Origin of the sequence: Thomasclavelia saccharogumia DSM 17460 (genome assembly GCF_000686665.1) — a bacterium.
GTDB classification, from domain to species: Bacteria; Bacillota_I; Bacilli_A; order Erysipelotrichales; family Coprobacillaceae; genus Thomasclavelia; species Thomasclavelia saccharogumia.
The window spans coordinates 12,479-28,130 of the sequence record NZ_JMLH01000039.1; the positions used below are offsets into that span (position 1 = coordinate 12,479).

18 protein-coding genes and 1 pseudogene are annotated in these 15,652 nt (G+C 29.6%); all 19 read left to right on the forward strand.

The features are described from left to right. Positions 1–11 precede the first annotated feature (11 nt). The gene (gene infA, locus BR82_RS0109350) at positions 12–233 is read left to right on the forward strand and encodes a translation initiation factor IF-1 (protein WP_003536851.1); all 222 of its coding nucleotides are present in this window, start codon (positions 12–14) and stop codon (positions 231–233) included. 31 nt (positions 234–264) lie between these two features. Further along, a complete protein-coding gene (rpmJ, locus tag BR82_RS0109355; protein ID WP_006505646.1) occupies positions 265–378 on the forward strand; it encodes a 50S ribosomal protein L36 in 114 nt (37 codons plus the stop codon). 26 nt (positions 379–404) lie between these two features. Then, on the forward strand, positions 405–770 hold the full coding sequence (rpsM, locus tag BR82_RS0109360) for a 30S ribosomal protein S13 (RefSeq protein WP_027089968.1): 366 nt from the start codon (positions 405–407) through the stop codon (positions 768–770). A 19-nt stretch (positions 771–789) separates the two neighbouring features. Continuing rightward, positions 790–1,182 (forward strand): 30S ribosomal protein S11, encoded by a 393-nt coding sequence (gene rpsK, locus BR82_RS0109365; protein ID WP_004610095.1) that lies wholly within the window; start codon positions 790–792, stop codon positions 1,180–1,182. 47 nt (positions 1,183–1,229) lie between these two features. Beyond that, positions 1,230–2,174 (forward strand): DNA-directed RNA polymerase subunit alpha, encoded by a 945-nt coding sequence (locus BR82_RS0109370; RefSeq protein WP_027089969.1) that lies wholly within the window; start codon positions 1,230–1,232, stop codon positions 2,172–2,174. Positions 2,175–2,206: 32 nt separating this feature from the next. Continuing rightward, positions 2,207–2,569, forward strand: a complete 363-nt coding sequence (rplQ, locus tag BR82_RS0109375) for a 50S ribosomal protein L17 (protein WP_024722570.1) — start codon at positions 2,207–2,209, stop codon at positions 2,567–2,569. 93 nt (positions 2,570–2,662) lie between these two features. After that, positions 2,663–3,493 (forward strand): energy-coupling factor transporter ATPase, encoded by an 831-nt coding sequence (locus BR82_RS0109380; protein WP_027089970.1) that lies wholly within the window; start codon positions 2,663–2,665, stop codon positions 3,491–3,493. After that, complete coding sequence (locus tag BR82_RS0109385) at positions 3,469–4,320, forward strand: energy-coupling factor transporter ATPase (protein WP_027089971.1); 852 nt, start codon at positions 3,469–3,471, stop codon at positions 4,318–4,320. The genes BR82_RS0109380 and BR82_RS0109385 overlap by 25 nt, the downstream gene beginning before the upstream one ends. Beyond that, positions 4,313–5,113: an energy-coupling factor transporter transmembrane component T family protein gene (locus BR82_RS0109390; protein WP_027089972.1), complete on the forward strand. Its 801-nt coding sequence runs from the start codon at positions 4,313–4,315 to the stop codon at positions 5,111–5,113. Before BR82_RS0109385 ends, BR82_RS0109390 begins: the two co-directional genes overlap by 8 nt. Then, positions 5,113–5,850, forward strand: a complete 738-nt coding sequence (gene truA / locus BR82_RS0109395) for a tRNA pseudouridine(38-40) synthase TruA (protein ID WP_027089973.1) — start codon at positions 5,113–5,115, stop codon at positions 5,848–5,850. The genes BR82_RS0109390 and truA overlap by 1 nt, the downstream gene beginning before the upstream one ends. Beyond that, a complete protein-coding gene (locus BR82_RS0109400; RefSeq protein WP_027089974.1) occupies positions 5,837–6,715 on the forward strand; it encodes a histidinol-phosphatase in 879 nt (292 codons plus the stop codon). The genes truA and BR82_RS0109400 overlap by 14 nt, the downstream gene beginning before the upstream one ends. Positions 6,716–6,829: 114 nt before the next feature. Continuing rightward, entirely contained in the window at positions 6,830–8,029 is a 1,200-nt protein-coding gene (locus BR82_RS0109405) for a hypothetical protein (RefSeq protein ID WP_027089975.1), read from the forward strand. After that, on the forward strand, positions 8,022–8,930 hold the full coding sequence (locus BR82_RS0109410) for an alpha/beta hydrolase (RefSeq protein WP_034864631.1): 909 nt from the start codon (positions 8,022–8,024) through the stop codon (positions 8,928–8,930). Before BR82_RS0109405 ends, BR82_RS0109410 begins: the two co-directional genes overlap by 8 nt. A gap of 491 nt (positions 8,931–9,421) precedes the next feature. Continuing rightward, a complete protein-coding gene (locus tag BR82_RS0109415) occupies positions 9,422–11,512 on the forward strand; it encodes a right-handed parallel beta-helix repeat-containing protein (RefSeq protein ID WP_027089977.1) in 2,091 nt (696 codons plus the stop codon). Positions 11,513–11,714: 202 nt separating this feature from the next. Next, complete coding sequence (locus BR82_RS0109420; RefSeq protein WP_027089978.1) at positions 11,715–12,545, forward strand: MurR/RpiR family transcriptional regulator; 831 nt, start codon at positions 11,715–11,717, stop codon at positions 12,543–12,545. A 10-nt stretch (positions 12,546–12,555) separates the two neighbouring features. Next, positions 12,556–13,578, forward strand: a complete 1,023-nt coding sequence (locus BR82_RS0109425; RefSeq protein ID WP_027089979.1) for a threonine aldolase family protein — start codon at positions 12,556–12,558, stop codon at positions 13,576–13,578. 88 nt (positions 13,579–13,666) lie between these two features. Next, the gene (locus tag BR82_RS0109430) at positions 13,667–13,942 is read left to right on the forward strand and encodes an HU family DNA-binding protein (protein ID WP_024722559.1); all 276 of its coding nucleotides are present in this window, start codon (positions 13,667–13,669) and stop codon (positions 13,940–13,942) included. A gap of 311 nt (positions 13,943–14,253) precedes the next feature. Next, on the forward strand, positions 14,254–15,087 hold the full coding sequence (locus tag BR82_RS0109435; protein WP_027089980.1) for a helix-turn-helix transcriptional regulator: 834 nt from the start codon (positions 14,254–14,256) through the stop codon (positions 15,085–15,087). Between the two features lie 83 nt (positions 15,088–15,170). Beyond that, positions 15,171–15,652 (forward strand): annotated as a pseudogene (locus tag BR82_RS0109440) (hypothetical protein); the annotation flags it as partial.

Consider the following 15,652-nt stretch of genomic DNA (forward strand, 5'->3'; position numbering starts at 1 on the left):
AGTTGAGACCTATGGCAAAGAAGGATGACGTTCTTGAAGTAGAAGCAACGGTACTTGAGACATTACCAAATGCAATGTTTAAAGTAGCGTTAGAAAATGGAGTAGAAATCCTTGCTCACGTTTCTGGTAAAATCCGTATGCATTACATTCGCATTTTACCGGGGGACAGGGTTACGGTAGAAATTTCTCCATATGATTTAACACGTGGGCGAATAACATTTAGACATAAATAAAACTTAAATCTTCCAGGAGGAGGTAGACAGGATGAAAGTAAGACCATCTGTAAAACCAATCTGTGATAAATGCAGAGTAATTAAAAGAAAAGGGCGCGTAATGGTTATTTGCGAGAACCCTAAACATAAACAAAGACAAGGTTAATTAGTAGTTAATTAGGAGGAAATAAAATGGCTCGTATTGCTGGAGTTGATATCCCACGTGATAAACGTGTGGTTATCTCATTAACTTATATCTATGGTATTGGTAAACCAACAGCACAAGAAATCTTGAAAAAAGTTGGAATCAATGAAGATACCAGAGTAAAAGATTTAACTGAAGATGAAATTGGTAAAATTAGAAAAGAAGTAGAATCAATCAAAGTTGAAGGTGATCTTCGTCGTGAAGTAGCTTTAAATATTAAACGTTTAATGGAAATTGGAAGCTACAGAGGAATTCGTCACCGTAAAGGACTTCCTGTTCGTGGTCAAAAAACAAAGACAAATGCTCGTACTCGTAAAGGTAAAGCAAAACCAATCGCAGGAAAGAAAAAGTAAGATAGGAGGATGAACTAGAATGGCAAAGGTAAAACAAGTACGCGGAAAAAAACGTGTAAAGAAAAATATTGCAAAAGGTGTAGCACATGTTCATTCAACTTTCAATAATACTATTGTGACAATTACTGATGAACATGGAAATGTATTAACATGGTCTAGTGCAGGTGCATTAGGATTCAAAGGTTCTAGAAAATCTACGCCATTTGCCGCACAAATGGCTTCTGAAGCTGCTGCAAAAGCATCAATGGATCATGGAGTAAAATCTGTAGAAGTATGTGTAAAAGGTCCAGGACCAGGACGTGAAGCTGCAGTTAGAGCTTTACAAGCTGCTGGATTAGAAGTAACATCAATCAATGATGTAACACCAATTCCACATAACGGGTGCCGTCCACCAAAACGTCCTCGTGGATAATTATTGTATGATCAAAAAAATGATAATTCCTAGTGAGGAGGGAAACAATGCAAAAGTTTGAAAAAGCAAATTTTAATATAGCTAATTATGATGAAACAGATAATTATGGTAAATTTGTTATTGAACCTTTAGAAAGAGGGTTTGGTACAACTTTGGGGAATTCACTTCGTCGAGTTCTTCTATCTTCTTTACCTGGATCTGCAGTTTATGCAATTAAGGTTCAGGGGGCAATTCATGAATTTTCTGCAGTAGATGGTGTTGTCGAAGATGTTACATCAATTATCTTAAGTCTTAAAAAGTTAGTTTTTGATGTAGATAGTGATGAATCGGCTACAATGATTATTGATGTTGAAGGACCTGCTACAGTAACAGGTGCTGATATTCAATGCCCTTCTGAAGTAACAATGATCTCTAACGATATGGTAATTGCTCATGTTGCTCAAGGTGCTCACTTATACATGGAATTATATGCAAAAAAAGATCGTGGTTATGTAAGTGCTGATCAAAATAAGAAAGATATTAATACAATTGGTATTATTCCAACTGATTCAATCTTTTCACCAGTTGAAAAAGTATCTTATGCAGTTGAACCAACTCGTGTTGGAGAAAGTGCAAAGTACGATCAATTAACTTTAGAAATTGAAACAAATGGAGCATTAAAGCCTTATGAAGCTATTTCTTTAGCTGCTAAGATTTTGGTTGAACACTTAAATATGTTTGTTGAGTTGACTGATATGGCTGTAAATATGGAAGTTATGTCTGAGGCTCAAAGTGATACTACTAATAAAGTATTAGATATGACAATTGAAGAATTAGATTTATCAGTGCGTTCATACAATTGTTTAAAAAGAGCAGGAATTCAAACTGTTCAGGATCTTGCCGCTAAATCTGAAGATGATATGATCAAAGTAAGAAATTTAGGTAAGAAATCATTAAAAGAGGTAAAAGAAAAATTAGTTGAATTAGGGTTAGGGTTTAAACCTATCGATTAATTCGCAAATACGAAGGAAGGAGCGCTAATCTCATGGCTAAAAATAGAAAATTAGGACGTACTTCTGATATTAGAAAATCAATGTTACGTTCTCTTGCGACAGAAGTAATTATGTATGGTAAATTAGAAACTACAGAAACTAGAGCAAAAGAAGTTCGTTCTGTTGTAGATGAATTGATTACTTTAGGTAAGCGTGGTGACTTGCATGCTAGACGTCAAGCTGCTGCAGTATTACACAATGTAATTGATGAATCAACTGGTAAAACAGCTGTGCAAAAATTATTTGATGAAGTAGCACCAAAATATAAGAATGTAAATGGAGGATACACGCGTATCTTAAAAACTTACAATCGTAAAGGTGATAATGCCCCAATGGCAATCATTTCATTAGTATAATTAAAAAGACCTTTTGGTCTTTTTTCTTTTACTTGACTAAACAGTTTAATAAATATAGAATGATTAACAGTAGTATAGTAAGGCGGTGAATAGATGGAAAAGATAATTGAGGTAAAAGATTTAACATTTGAATATGAACCAGGATTAAAAACGATTAATAATGTTTCATTTGAAATTAATAAAGGGGATTATGTAGCTATTTTAGGACATAATGGTAGTGGAAAAAGTACGATTGCAAAATTATTAATTGGATTATTAGAGAAAAAAAGCGGCTCAATCATTGTTAATGGATATGAGCTTAATTTAGGAAATTTATATAAAGTTCGTGATAATATTGGAATTGTTTTTCAAAATCCTGACAATCAGTTTATAGGTGCTACAGTTCGTGATGATATTGCCTTTGGTTTAGAAAATACATGTGTACCCCAAGAACATATGGATGAAATCATTAATACTTATGCTGCTAAGGTTGGGATGAGTGATTTTCTTGATCATGAACCAACAAAATTATCAGGAGGTCAAAAGCAGCGTGTAGCTATTGCAGGAATCTTAGCAATGCATCCAGCAATAATTATTTTAGATGAAGCCACAAGTATGCTTGATCCGATGGGCCGACGTGAAATTAACAGTTTGGTTAAAGAATTAAATAAGACGAAAGATATTACAATAATTTCAATTACTCATGATATTGAGGAAGCAAAAAATGCAGATAAAGTAATAATGTTAAATAATGGTAAAATAGTTATTAGTGGTAGACCAGAAGATATTTTTAGTGATGAAATGAACTTAGTAAAATATGAATTAGATATACCGTTTGCTTTAAAAGTTGCCCAAGGGTTAGAAAAATTAAATATAAAGACTAGCAAATCTTTAGATATGGAGGTATTGATAGAAGAATTATGCCAATTACATTTAAAGAAGTAGAGCATATATATGGACAAAATACACCTTTTGCTTATCATGCTTTACGTGGAGTAAATTTAAATATTAGAGATAAGAGTTTTACAGCAATTATTGGTCAAACCGGAAGTGGAAAAAGTACTTTGATTCAACATATAAATGCATTATTATTACCAACTAGTGGAAGTATTAATATTGATGAATATTTGATTACAGTAACAGATAAACCTAATAAACTCAAGCCATTAAGACAAAAAGCAGGATTAGTTTTTCAATTTCCTGAATATCAGCTATTTGAAGAAACAATTGAAAAGGATATTATTTTTGGACCAATGAATTTTGGTGTAAATGAAGATGAAGCAAAATTAATTGCATGTAAAGTACTTAAAACAGTAGGATTAGATGAAAGTTATTTAGATAAATCACCCTTTGATTTATCAGGAGGTCAAAAACGGCGGGTAGCTATTGCTGGTATTCTTGCGATGGATCCTGATATTTTAATTTTAGATGAACCAACAGCGGGATTAGATCCACAAGGTACAAATGAAATGATGAGTTTATTTAAAAAGATAAATGATAGTGGAAAAACAATTATTTTAGTGACGCATGATATGAATCATGTTTTACAGTATTGTGATGAAGTTGTCGTAATGAACCAAGGTAAAGTAGAAAAGCATGATACCGTAACTAATATTTTTAAAGATAGTAGCTATTTAAATAATTTAGGTATTGATTTACCAATTATTACCGAATTTATTTTAAAACTAAATAACAGAGGGTTTAATATAGATTCATCAATTAATAATATGGAAGATTTGATCAATGCAATTGGTGGTGAGTTAAATGGATAGCATGACGTTTGGTAAATATATTCCAGTTAATTCCATCATTCATCGTTTAGATCCGCGTTTAAAAATAGGAGCATTACTAATTTTTTTAATAGCAGTATTTTTTGATGCTGGCTTTATTGGTTATGGTATAATGGCATTATTTGTTTTAGTTACTGCCTTTTTATCAAATATCTCAATAAAACATATTTTAAAGGCAATCAAGCCAATGCTATTTATGATGCTTTTTTTAATGGTTTTTAATATTTTTCTAATTAATACAGGAGATGTAATATTTACGATTGGTTCTTTAAAAATTTATTCAGGAGCACTATTCCAATCAGCCTATATTTTTATTCGATTAGTTTTAATAATTACTATGACGACAATTTTAACATCATCAACAAAACCGTTAGATCTTACATTAGCTATTGAGAATCTCTTAAATCCTTTAAAGAGATTTGGTTTCCCTGCTCATGAATTAGCCATGATGATTTCTATTGCATTACGTTTTATTCCTGATTTATTAGATGAAGCAAAAAGAATCATGAAAGCACAAGCAAGTCGTGGAGTTGATTTTAATGAAGGAAAGTTAGCGGAAAAGATTAAATCAATTGTTTCTTTAATAATTCCATTATTTATTTCTGCATTTCAGCGTGCTGAAGATCTTGCAAATGCAATGGAAAGTCGTAACTATAACCCAGAAGCTAAAAGAACCCGTTATAAATCTTTATCTTGGAAAGGACACGATACTATAGCACTTATTTTTACTGGCTTAGTATCGATGAGTGTAATTGCTCTAAGTTTTATTTTGTAATGGTTAGAGTAAAATGTGTGGTTAGTTATGATGGTAGTAAATTTCATGGTTTTCAAGTTCAAAATAAATTACGAACTGTTCAAGGAGAAATTCAAAAGGCATTAAAAAATATTTGTAAAGAAGAAATTATTATTCATGGTTCAGGACGTACTGATGCTAAAGTACATGGAGTTAAACAGGTATTTCATTTTGATACGACAAGACAAATTGCTGAAGAGCAGTGGAAAAGAGCAATAAATCATTTTTTGCCAAATGATATTTATATCGTAGATTCAAAATTTGTTAGTGATGATTTTCATAGTCGTTATAGTGCTAAGAAAAAAGAATATCATTATTTATTAAGTACGAACGAATACGATCCTTTTGAAACAAATTACATCTTTCAATATGGAAGACCCTTAGATATAACATTAATGAAAGAAGCAGCTAAGATTTTTATTGGAGAACATGATTTTGCTTCTTTTTGCAGTTATGATCAATATGGTAATACAATAAGAGAATTATATGAATTATCGATTATTGAAAATCAAGGAATTATTAAATTTATTTTAGTTGGTAATGGTTTTAGACGTTATATGGTTAGACATATAGTTGGTGGATTGATTCAGGTTGGTGCTAAAAGAATTACAAAAGATAGACTACAAGAGTTATTAGACAGTAAAGGACAAAAAAAATGTTTATTTAAAGCTAAACCACAAGGATTATATTTATATGAGGTATTTTATGACAAAAACTAATTATCACACCCATACTTTCCGCTGTGGTCATGCCAACGGTGATGAAGAAGCAATGATAAAAAGTGCCATTGATAATAAGATAGAGGTTCTAGGTTTTAGTGAGCATATACCATTACCTAACTACCGTTATCATATATTAAAAGGACTTCCTCGTACCTTAAAAGATATTAATGCTTTTAGTGTGGCTATAAAAACAATTATTACTAATGGACCATCAATGCGGATGCCATATAGTAATAAAAAATTTCATCTTGAAGAGATAAAGAGGCTAAAGAGAAAATACAAAGATCAAATTACTATCTATCAAGGATTTGAAGCTGAATATTTTGAAGAGTATTTAGACTATTATCAAGATTTATTGAGTTCAAAAGAAATAGATTATCTGATTTTGGGGAATCATTTTAATAGATACGCTGTTCATACTTGTTATTATGGAAAATTAAATATAACTAATGAAGAAATCATTAGTTATAAAAATGATTTATTAAAAGCAATGGATACAAATTTATTTTCATATATTGCACATCCCGATTTATTTATGATCGGTAAAGGAAGATTTGATGATTTTTGTAAAAATATTGCCCAGGAAATTTGTCAAAAGGCATTAGAAAAAGATATTCCTTTAGAGATAAATGCGGGAGGAATACGTAAAGGGTTATGTAAAATAGATGATGAGATGCTTTATTCATATCCCAATGATCATTTTTTTGAAATAGTCGGGGAGATGGGATGTAAAGTAATTTTAGGTATAGATGCTCATGATCCAAACGATTTTAATGATGAGATATTTGAGACATTGAATAGATTTGTTAATAAACATCATCTAAATATTATTGATAGTTTTAAATTTAGAAAGGGAAAATAGGTTACAGATAACAGGAATTATTATACATAATAGTTTCAATAAAATATTAGTTACTTATTTTCTTTATTATTTTTCTATAAATGGTAAAATATGGATAGAAAGGGAGGTGGAGTTATGATACGTGATTGTATTCATAAATATTTAGAGGAGCATAAAAGTAATTATCAAGGGAAATACCGTTGTCATAGCTGTGTACAGACAAAAAAATTTGAACGTAAATTTCACTATTATATTAGAGATATTCAATTTAGAGAAATTAGTGTTTTTCTAACTTTAGATTATTATGGTCCAGAAATTAAATCTACTTTTTCAGTTGACCTCCATGAGCAAGAAGAAGAATATATAATAAAAGATGCTCTAAAACAGATTTTATATTTTGATAAATATCATACAATCTTACATTGTCATGTTTTTCAATATTTTATAGATAGTAAAAACACTGGTATCATGTTAGAACCGTTAGACTATCGAAATATTTTGGACTATTTAGAATATCATAGCGGTATTAATCAAGAAACTATTGACTCATTCTATGAATTTTTTATGCCATATTTATGCAGATTAATAGAAAATGGAAACTGTAAAAAATTTATGGATTCTGTTAATTTATTACTTGATAAAATCTTATATGAATATGAATGGGATGGAACTACTGCAAAATATTTAGATACTCAATATCAATATCATTTATATTATTTTAGAAAAATTATTAGGATGGTATTTGAAAAACTTGATGTTTTTTATGATCAAGTTAAAGAAAGTTTATTAGAAGCAATTTGGCGATTATGTAATTCTCAAAGATTTGCTTTTGCAATTATGACAGATTTTGGAAATTTAGTTTTGTCACATTATCGAGTTACTAAAGCTATTTTTAAATATATTGATGAGTGTTTTCAAAATGAAGGAGAACCTAATATTGTTGTAAGATATTTAAAAGCAATTTTTGAAAGTAATCATGAGGCTTATCGTGAAGCAGCAATGGATGTAATTAGATTTGTTATGCGAGATATGTTAACATTTGCAAATCATGATTTACAATTAGCAATTGGAAATTCCATGGTCCAAAACGAAGGATATGATTTACTAATAAATTTATTTTCAAAAGATTATAATACATTTGTCTTTGTATGTTTTCCAATATCTACTTTTCCAGAAGAATATCATGAAAAAATACGCGAAGAATTAGAAAAAGCAATTAGATTTTATGCGGGTAGAATGGAGCATGACGAATATCGTTTAAGTTCTTTTGAACAAGTATGTAATATAAATCGATTATTAATGGAAAATTATAAGGAGTATGGTAAAAATGAATAAGAATGGAAAAAAAGTATTTACTTCATTAGCTGTTTTAGCAGGATTTGCATCAGGTGCTGGTGCTTTGAATGCTTTTGTTAATCGAACTGTTAAAACTATGTTATATCGTCATCATAAAGAAGATGATAAACCAAGTATTCTAGAAACAAAATATGAAGCAAAAAATATTTATATCAAAAATAATCAAGGAATAAAATTAAGAGGATTACTGATAGAGGGAAATGAGGCTGTTAAAACTTTAGTGATTTTACATCCATTTGGTTTGGAAGCAAAAGATATGGCATTATATGTTCCATTTTTTAAAGAACGTTATTCAAGCTGGAATATTTTGTTAATTGATGCATGTGGACATGGTCAAAGCGATGGATATATTCGGGGATTAGGAATAAAAGATGTTAATGATTTAATTTGCTGGAATAGATATTTAATTAAGGAATATGGTAATGAGCATCAAATTATTTTATATGGTAAAGAAACTGGAGCTAATACAATCTTAAATGCTGCAAGTAAGCACTTGTTAAAGAATGTGAAAGCTATTATTAGTGATGGTGCATATACTAGTGTATATGATATATTAGGATATCGAATTGTTAAAGATTATAAAGTGCCTAAATTTCCAACAATGCGAATGATTAAAAGAAAAATTAAACAGGAAATCAAAATTAACATTAAAGAGTCATATCCATTAATGTTGAAACATAATGATATTCCAACTATATTTATTCAAATGAAAGATGATGATTTTGTACCTGTAGATATGGTGTATCCTTTATATAATGCAAATCGTGGAAGCAAAGTATTATTTGTTTTAAAAGATGAACATTACTTATATGAACTTGAAGAAACAGATGAGTTTAAAAATACATTAAAAGATTTTATCTCAAAATATGTTGAAGTATAAAAATATTATTAAATAAGATATACTGACTATGTGATAATTTTTAAAATATTGAGATAAGTAAAAATTCATAAACTAAATAATTCCTGCTGAAATATATCAATTTTTTGATATATTTAAAGTAAAAATATTGACTTTGATAAAAAGCAATGCAATAATATAAATATATAAGGGTTGTTACTATTCAATTAGGCAAGACTAAGAGTGTTTTTATTCATTCTTAAGTTTTGCCTTTTTTATCGAATAGAAAGTTTTTAAACAAAACTTATAAAAAGGTGGAAGAAAAGTAAAAAATAATTTTTAATCGCAGTAAAAAATAATCTTTTTTAAATAAAACTTTTCTTCAACAAAGATCAAAAAACGGAATCATTATAAAAATATTTATCGTAAAATTTAAAGCTTTAGATTAAATAATATAATAATAGATTATTTTTATTAACTGCGATTTGAAAAATTAATTTATTCAATAAAAATGAATAGAAATGGAGGGAAGTATGAAAAAATTTTTAAAAGTATTAACATGTTTGATGATAATAATATCATCAACAGCAGCAAGCATTATTTTAATATCAGCTCAGGAGTATAAGCCAGGAATATTTATTGATGCAAATAAGGGAAATGATAATAATGCAGGAACATTTGACAATCCGATTCAATCACTTACAAAAGCTCAAGAATTAATAAGAGAAAAAACGAATGAAATGGATAAAGATTTATATGTATATTTAAGAGGAGGTACTTATTTACTTGATGAAACAATCACTTTTACTAGTGCAGATAGCGGTAAAAATGGTCATAATGTAATATGGAGTGCTTTCAATAATGAAGATGTTATTATTTCTGGGGGAACATCAATTAGTAATTGGACTAAAGTAGATGATGAAAAGAATATCTGGCAAGCTTCTGCAAAAGGTTTAGAAAGTAGAGATTTGTATGTTAATGGAAAACGTGCTACTCGTGCTCGTAGTGAACTTAAAGCCTATGAATTTACAAAAAAATATATCTATGTAGATGCTGAAGGCTTACCCGCTAGTTTTTCTCGTCCTAGTGATTTGGAAGTAGTATTTGCACGTAAATGGAAATGGTGTATTGAACATGTAAGTTCAATCGGGCCAAACGATGATTATGAAAATTGTCAAAGAATAAAGATTACCGATGAATCATATAATAGTTTAAAAACAAATCTTACAGGAGCAGCGATTGATGCTGAAGGAATGCGAGATGGTGTGCGATATTTAGAAAATGCCTATGAACTTTTAGATGAAACTGGAGAATGGTATTTAAATACCGAAGAAGATCGAATTTACTATATCCCTCAAGAGGGACAAGATATGAATAATATTGATACAGTACTTGGACGGTTAGAAAATCTAGTTGTATTTGATGGACAGCCAGGGGATCCTGTTAAAAATATTACTTTTACTGGTTTGACATTCCAATATACAACCTGGTTGAAACCAAATTGGCCTGATGGTTTACAAACATTCCAGGCAAGTGCAATTATTAATCCAGAAGATGTTTGGGACAGAGAATGGATCCCTTCAACTGGCGCCGCAATCTATGGTAAATATGTCGATAATATTAATATTGTTGAAAATAATTTCAAAGAGCTTGGAAATGCTGGTGTTCACTTAGGCAGAGCAACAAAAAATTCATCAATTACAAATAATAAATTTGAAAATTTAGCAGGTGGTGGTTTGTTGTTAGGTGATGTTACTTACCAGGATCATATACCAGTGCTAGAAGATTTAACAGAAAACAACAAAATTACAGATAACTATATTACAAATGTCGGTGAAACGTATCGGGCATGTGCAGGTATTCTTGTCGGTTTTACAAAAGGAACAACAGTTGAGTATAACACAGTTAAAAATCTTCCATATACAGGAATTAGTGTTGGCTGGGGCTGGGGTTATAATGATTTTGATGAAGGTAAAGAATTTATGCTTGGAAATAATAGCATTTCTTATAATTATGTTGAAAATGTATTGACGGAACCTTCTTTAATAGATGGTGGAGGAATTTATACATTAGGTAGACAAGATGATTCAATCATTACCGGTAATTATATTGATGGTGTGTGTAATGAGTATGGAGGAATTTATCTTGATGAAGGATCATGTGGTTTTACTATCACAAATAATGTTCTTACCAATTGTGTCCGTAACTGGCTTTATAAAGGTGATTATAATTATATTTATGATAATTATGCAACTAAAGCACAAGAGCCAGATAGAGATGAACGTTTACCAATTGGTTTAGAATCACAATATAGATTTGAAAACAATGATATGTGGGATGAGACTGCAGTAGCCACTATTAAAGCAGCCGCAGGAGTAAGAATTAAATTAGAACCAGAAAAACCTATTGAGCCTGATGATCCAATCGTAGATGTTCCAGAAACGAATGATCCAAATTTAGAAAACGGTACTAATGGAAATGTTCAAGAACAACCGATTGATAAAGATGAAAAAAATGTTGTAAAAACATCTGATGATACATTGATAGAAGTCTATGGAATAATGACTGTTATTACGGTTTTAGGGTTACTTGTATTAAAAAAAGGAAAACATATGAGTAGATAACATGGGGGTTACCCCATGTTTATCTATATATGATAAAAATAAGTTTTTCATATTTAGTTTTACTTTAATTTTAAAATAGTTTAGATTTAGAGATAAAGAAAATAATTAAATATTTTTAATATTTATTAAAAAGCAAATAAAAAGTTTATTTTTAATTTTTAATTTGTGTATAATATATCTTATAAAGAGAGGAGGGAGTGTTATGAGTTGTAAGGAAAATGCAGAACTTGATATCCTATATAATTTATTAACTTATATAAATGCATCCTATAGTCAAGATATGTATTATACAATTTGTTATCAAGTATTAAATAATATTGAAAAAATACCTAGTATTAGTATAAATGAATTGGCAGATTTATGTTATACTTCACCAGCAACTATTTCTCGCTTTTGTAAAGCATTAAAATGTGATAATTTTGCGGATTTTAAAAAAGAAGTTCAAATTGGATTACAGCAGGCTAGTCATGAGATAAAATTAGAGCCAGAAGATTTGGTAGCAATTCATAAAGATCCTTCAAGATGTGTAGACATGGTCTATGATCTATCGATTACATCTTTATTGGAAAGTAAAAAATATGTTAATATACATGAGATCGATCGATTATGTGATATTATATATGATGCTAAAAAGCTACACTTCTTTGGATTTCAATTTAATAAGATTTTAGCTTCAGATATACAATTTAAATTAGTGAAATTAGGTAAATTTTCATATGCATTTGCTGATCGCGGGGATGATAGGCAGCGAATCGAATTATTAGATGAAAATAGTGTTGCAATTGTACTTTCAGTGAGAGCTCGTCCAATACCGATAGGTGAGCTAGTTAAGTCAATAAAAAAACGTGGTGCTAAAGTAATTTTAGTAACATTGAATGCAAATAGTGAAGTAATTGATTTAGCTGATCATACATTTATTATTCATGGAAAAGAAAGTGATTTTACAGAATCATCGCTATCAGGAACAACAGTAATGAAAACTTATTTTGATGTTTTATATGTGCGTTATGGATTATTGTATCCAAGAAGATAAGGAGGTTGCTATGTATAGTTTTACAAATGATTATAGTGAAGGGGCACATCCTAAAATAATGGAAGCCTTATTGAAAACAAATTATGAACAATGTGAGGGATATGGATTAGATAAATATTGTTTAGAAGCTACTAATATTTTGAAGAAAATAGTAGAAAATAATAATATTGATGTGCATTATCTCGTTGGAGGAACTCAGACTAATGCAACTTTTATATCATCTGCATTAAAACCATATCAAGCTGTAATAGCTGCTGATTGTGGACATATCAATGTACATGAAACAGGAGCTATTGAAGCAGCAGGACATAAAATATTAACAAGAGTACATAAAAATGGGAAATTACTACCAGAAATGATTAAGGAAATCATTGATGAGCATATTGATGAACATATGGTACAACCTAAAATGGTATATATTTCACAAACTACAGAGTACGGAAGTGTGTATACGCTAGATGAGATAAAAGAAATCTCACAGTTATGTAAAGATAAAAATTTATACTTATTTGTTGATGGGGCAAGGCTAGGCAGTGCATTGGCGCTTGAAGGAACTCCAACATTAAAAGATTTAGTTAAATATAGTGACGCTTTTTATATTGGAGGTACTAAAATGGGGGCTTTATGTGGAGAGTGTCTAGTTATTATAAATGATAAACTTAAAACTGATTTTAGATATTCAATGAAACAACAGGGAGCGATGTTAGCTAAAGGACGATTGTTAGGAATACAGTTTAAAGAACTATTTAGTAATGATCTTTATTTAGAAATAGGAAAGCATGAAAATGCAATGGCGGATATTTTAAGAGATGGGCTTAAAGATTTTGAAATGTACGTTGATTCTTTAAGCAATCAAATTTTTCCTATTTTACCAAAAGCATTGATCGAATATTTGAAACAGGATTATTCTTTCATTATAATGAAGCAGATAGATATGAATCATTATTGTATTCGATTAGTAACTTCATGGGCAACACAGAAAAAAACAGTAGAGAGTTTTGTGAAAAAAGTTAAAGAATTTATTAATAAATAGAGGTATATTATAGCTTGTAATCAATAATAATAAGTAATATAATGGGTGTAGGATAATTTCCTATAAAAGAAAGATTGGAGAAATTAAAATGAATAAAACTGAATTGGTGGAAGCAATTGCTTCAAACACAGAAATGACAAAAACTGATGTTGATAAGGTAGTAACTGCTTTTGTAGATGTAGTAACAGAAGCGTTAGTAAAAGGTGAAAAAGTATCTTTAAAAGGATTTGGAAATTTTGAAGTACGTGAAAGAGGAGAAAGAACAGGACGTAATCCAAGAACAGGTGAAACTATGACTATTGCAGCCAGCAAAGCACCAGCTTTTAAATCTAGTACGGCTTTAAAAAATGCAGTAAATAAATAAATGGTCTAAAGGCCATTTTTTTTATAGTAAAATTATTATATAAAGCTCAAAAGTTTGATAATATTAAGTTGACAAAATATAATTAATATTAAGGAGGGATATTGCAAAAAAATAGTAAGTAGAATTTATTAGGAATAAAAATTTTATGCTTATCTAAAATCAAATAACATGTTTACACATTTAAATATTAACTGGTGAAAAATTTAAATTATACTGGGGAACTTATGTTTTATATCATTGTAAAAGAAAATAATCAATTTTTATGGTGATATGCAGTTTTTAAATCGAAAAATGGAGAGGAGTTAGATTAAGTGTACAAATATGAAAAAATTGAGTATGATAACAATTTGCCTACTAAATTACATGATTTTTTTGTAGAAAATAGTAGTGGAGTTCCCATTGATAAACATTGGCATCGTGGAATTGAAATCATAGTACCGTTATATGGAACATTTAATTTGTGGATAAATGGTGATATGGTAAGAATAATTGCGGGAAAGATTTATATTATTAATTCTCAAGATATTCATGCTGTTCATGTTATTGAAGGTGAAGAAGTATATAAGGGTTATGCATTACAGATAGGTTATGATTATTTAAAAGAGTGTTATCATGATATTGATAAAATTTATTTTCAGCAGCCTAACGAAGAAATAAATCGAACTTTATTAGAAAAAATACTGGATATAATTAGATTTTATGAGGATGAGGATGTATTTAATAATATTAGAATAAAGGGATATATTCAAATGCTTGTTTTTCTTTTACTGGATAACTTGGCCAAAGAAAAGAGAGATTATATAGAATTGAAAGATAATAAATATAAAAATAGAATTATAAATATTATTAAATATATGGAAACTAATTATCAAGAAGATCTTTCAGTAGATAATATTGCTGAAAGATTTGAAATATCAAATGGATATTTGTCAAAGTTATTTAAAGATAATTTAGATGTAACAGTGAAAGAGTATTTAACTCGATTAAGATTATGGCATGCGGAAGAAGAATTGATTTCAACGGATTATCCAGTTATTGATATTGCTCTAAATAATGGGTTTCCTAATGTAAAATCATTTAATCAAACATTTAAAAGGAAATATTTTTTAACACCTGCAAAATATCGTGAAAAGATGAGAAAATGACATATTTTAAAGGATAAAATGCCATTCATGTAAGCGCTTAAAATTATATAATAAAATTATAAGAGAGAGAAAGGAATGGTAAAATGATGAAAAAAGTTTTAAGTTGCTTGATCTGTGCCTTGATGGTCATGGGTCTTGTAAGGGTGTCAGTTTCGGCATCGGAAGGAGTAGCAGAAGGGACTCAAAAAGCCTATGTTATTGGTGATGACTGGGGACCAGCTGTTTCTAAAACAGTAATTGAATTAGATAAGACAATTAACAGTAACTCAGTAAATAAAGACAGTTTTACGGTTGAAGAAAGTAAAGAAGTATATGACTGGTCTGATCCAGGAGCTGGTAAAACAACAGTAAGTGAACCAGCAGCAAGAACAGTTTTAAACGCATATACATCTGATGCTAACGGAAATCAGGTTAATACAGATTCTAATTATGTAACGATTGAAATGTATGTATCACCAAGTGAAGGATCACCTTTCATTTATAATTTGGCTACAGGATTCAATACATGGTGTACACCATACAATTTATATGTTTCATTAAATGATGGAGCGGTATTGATGTCAGG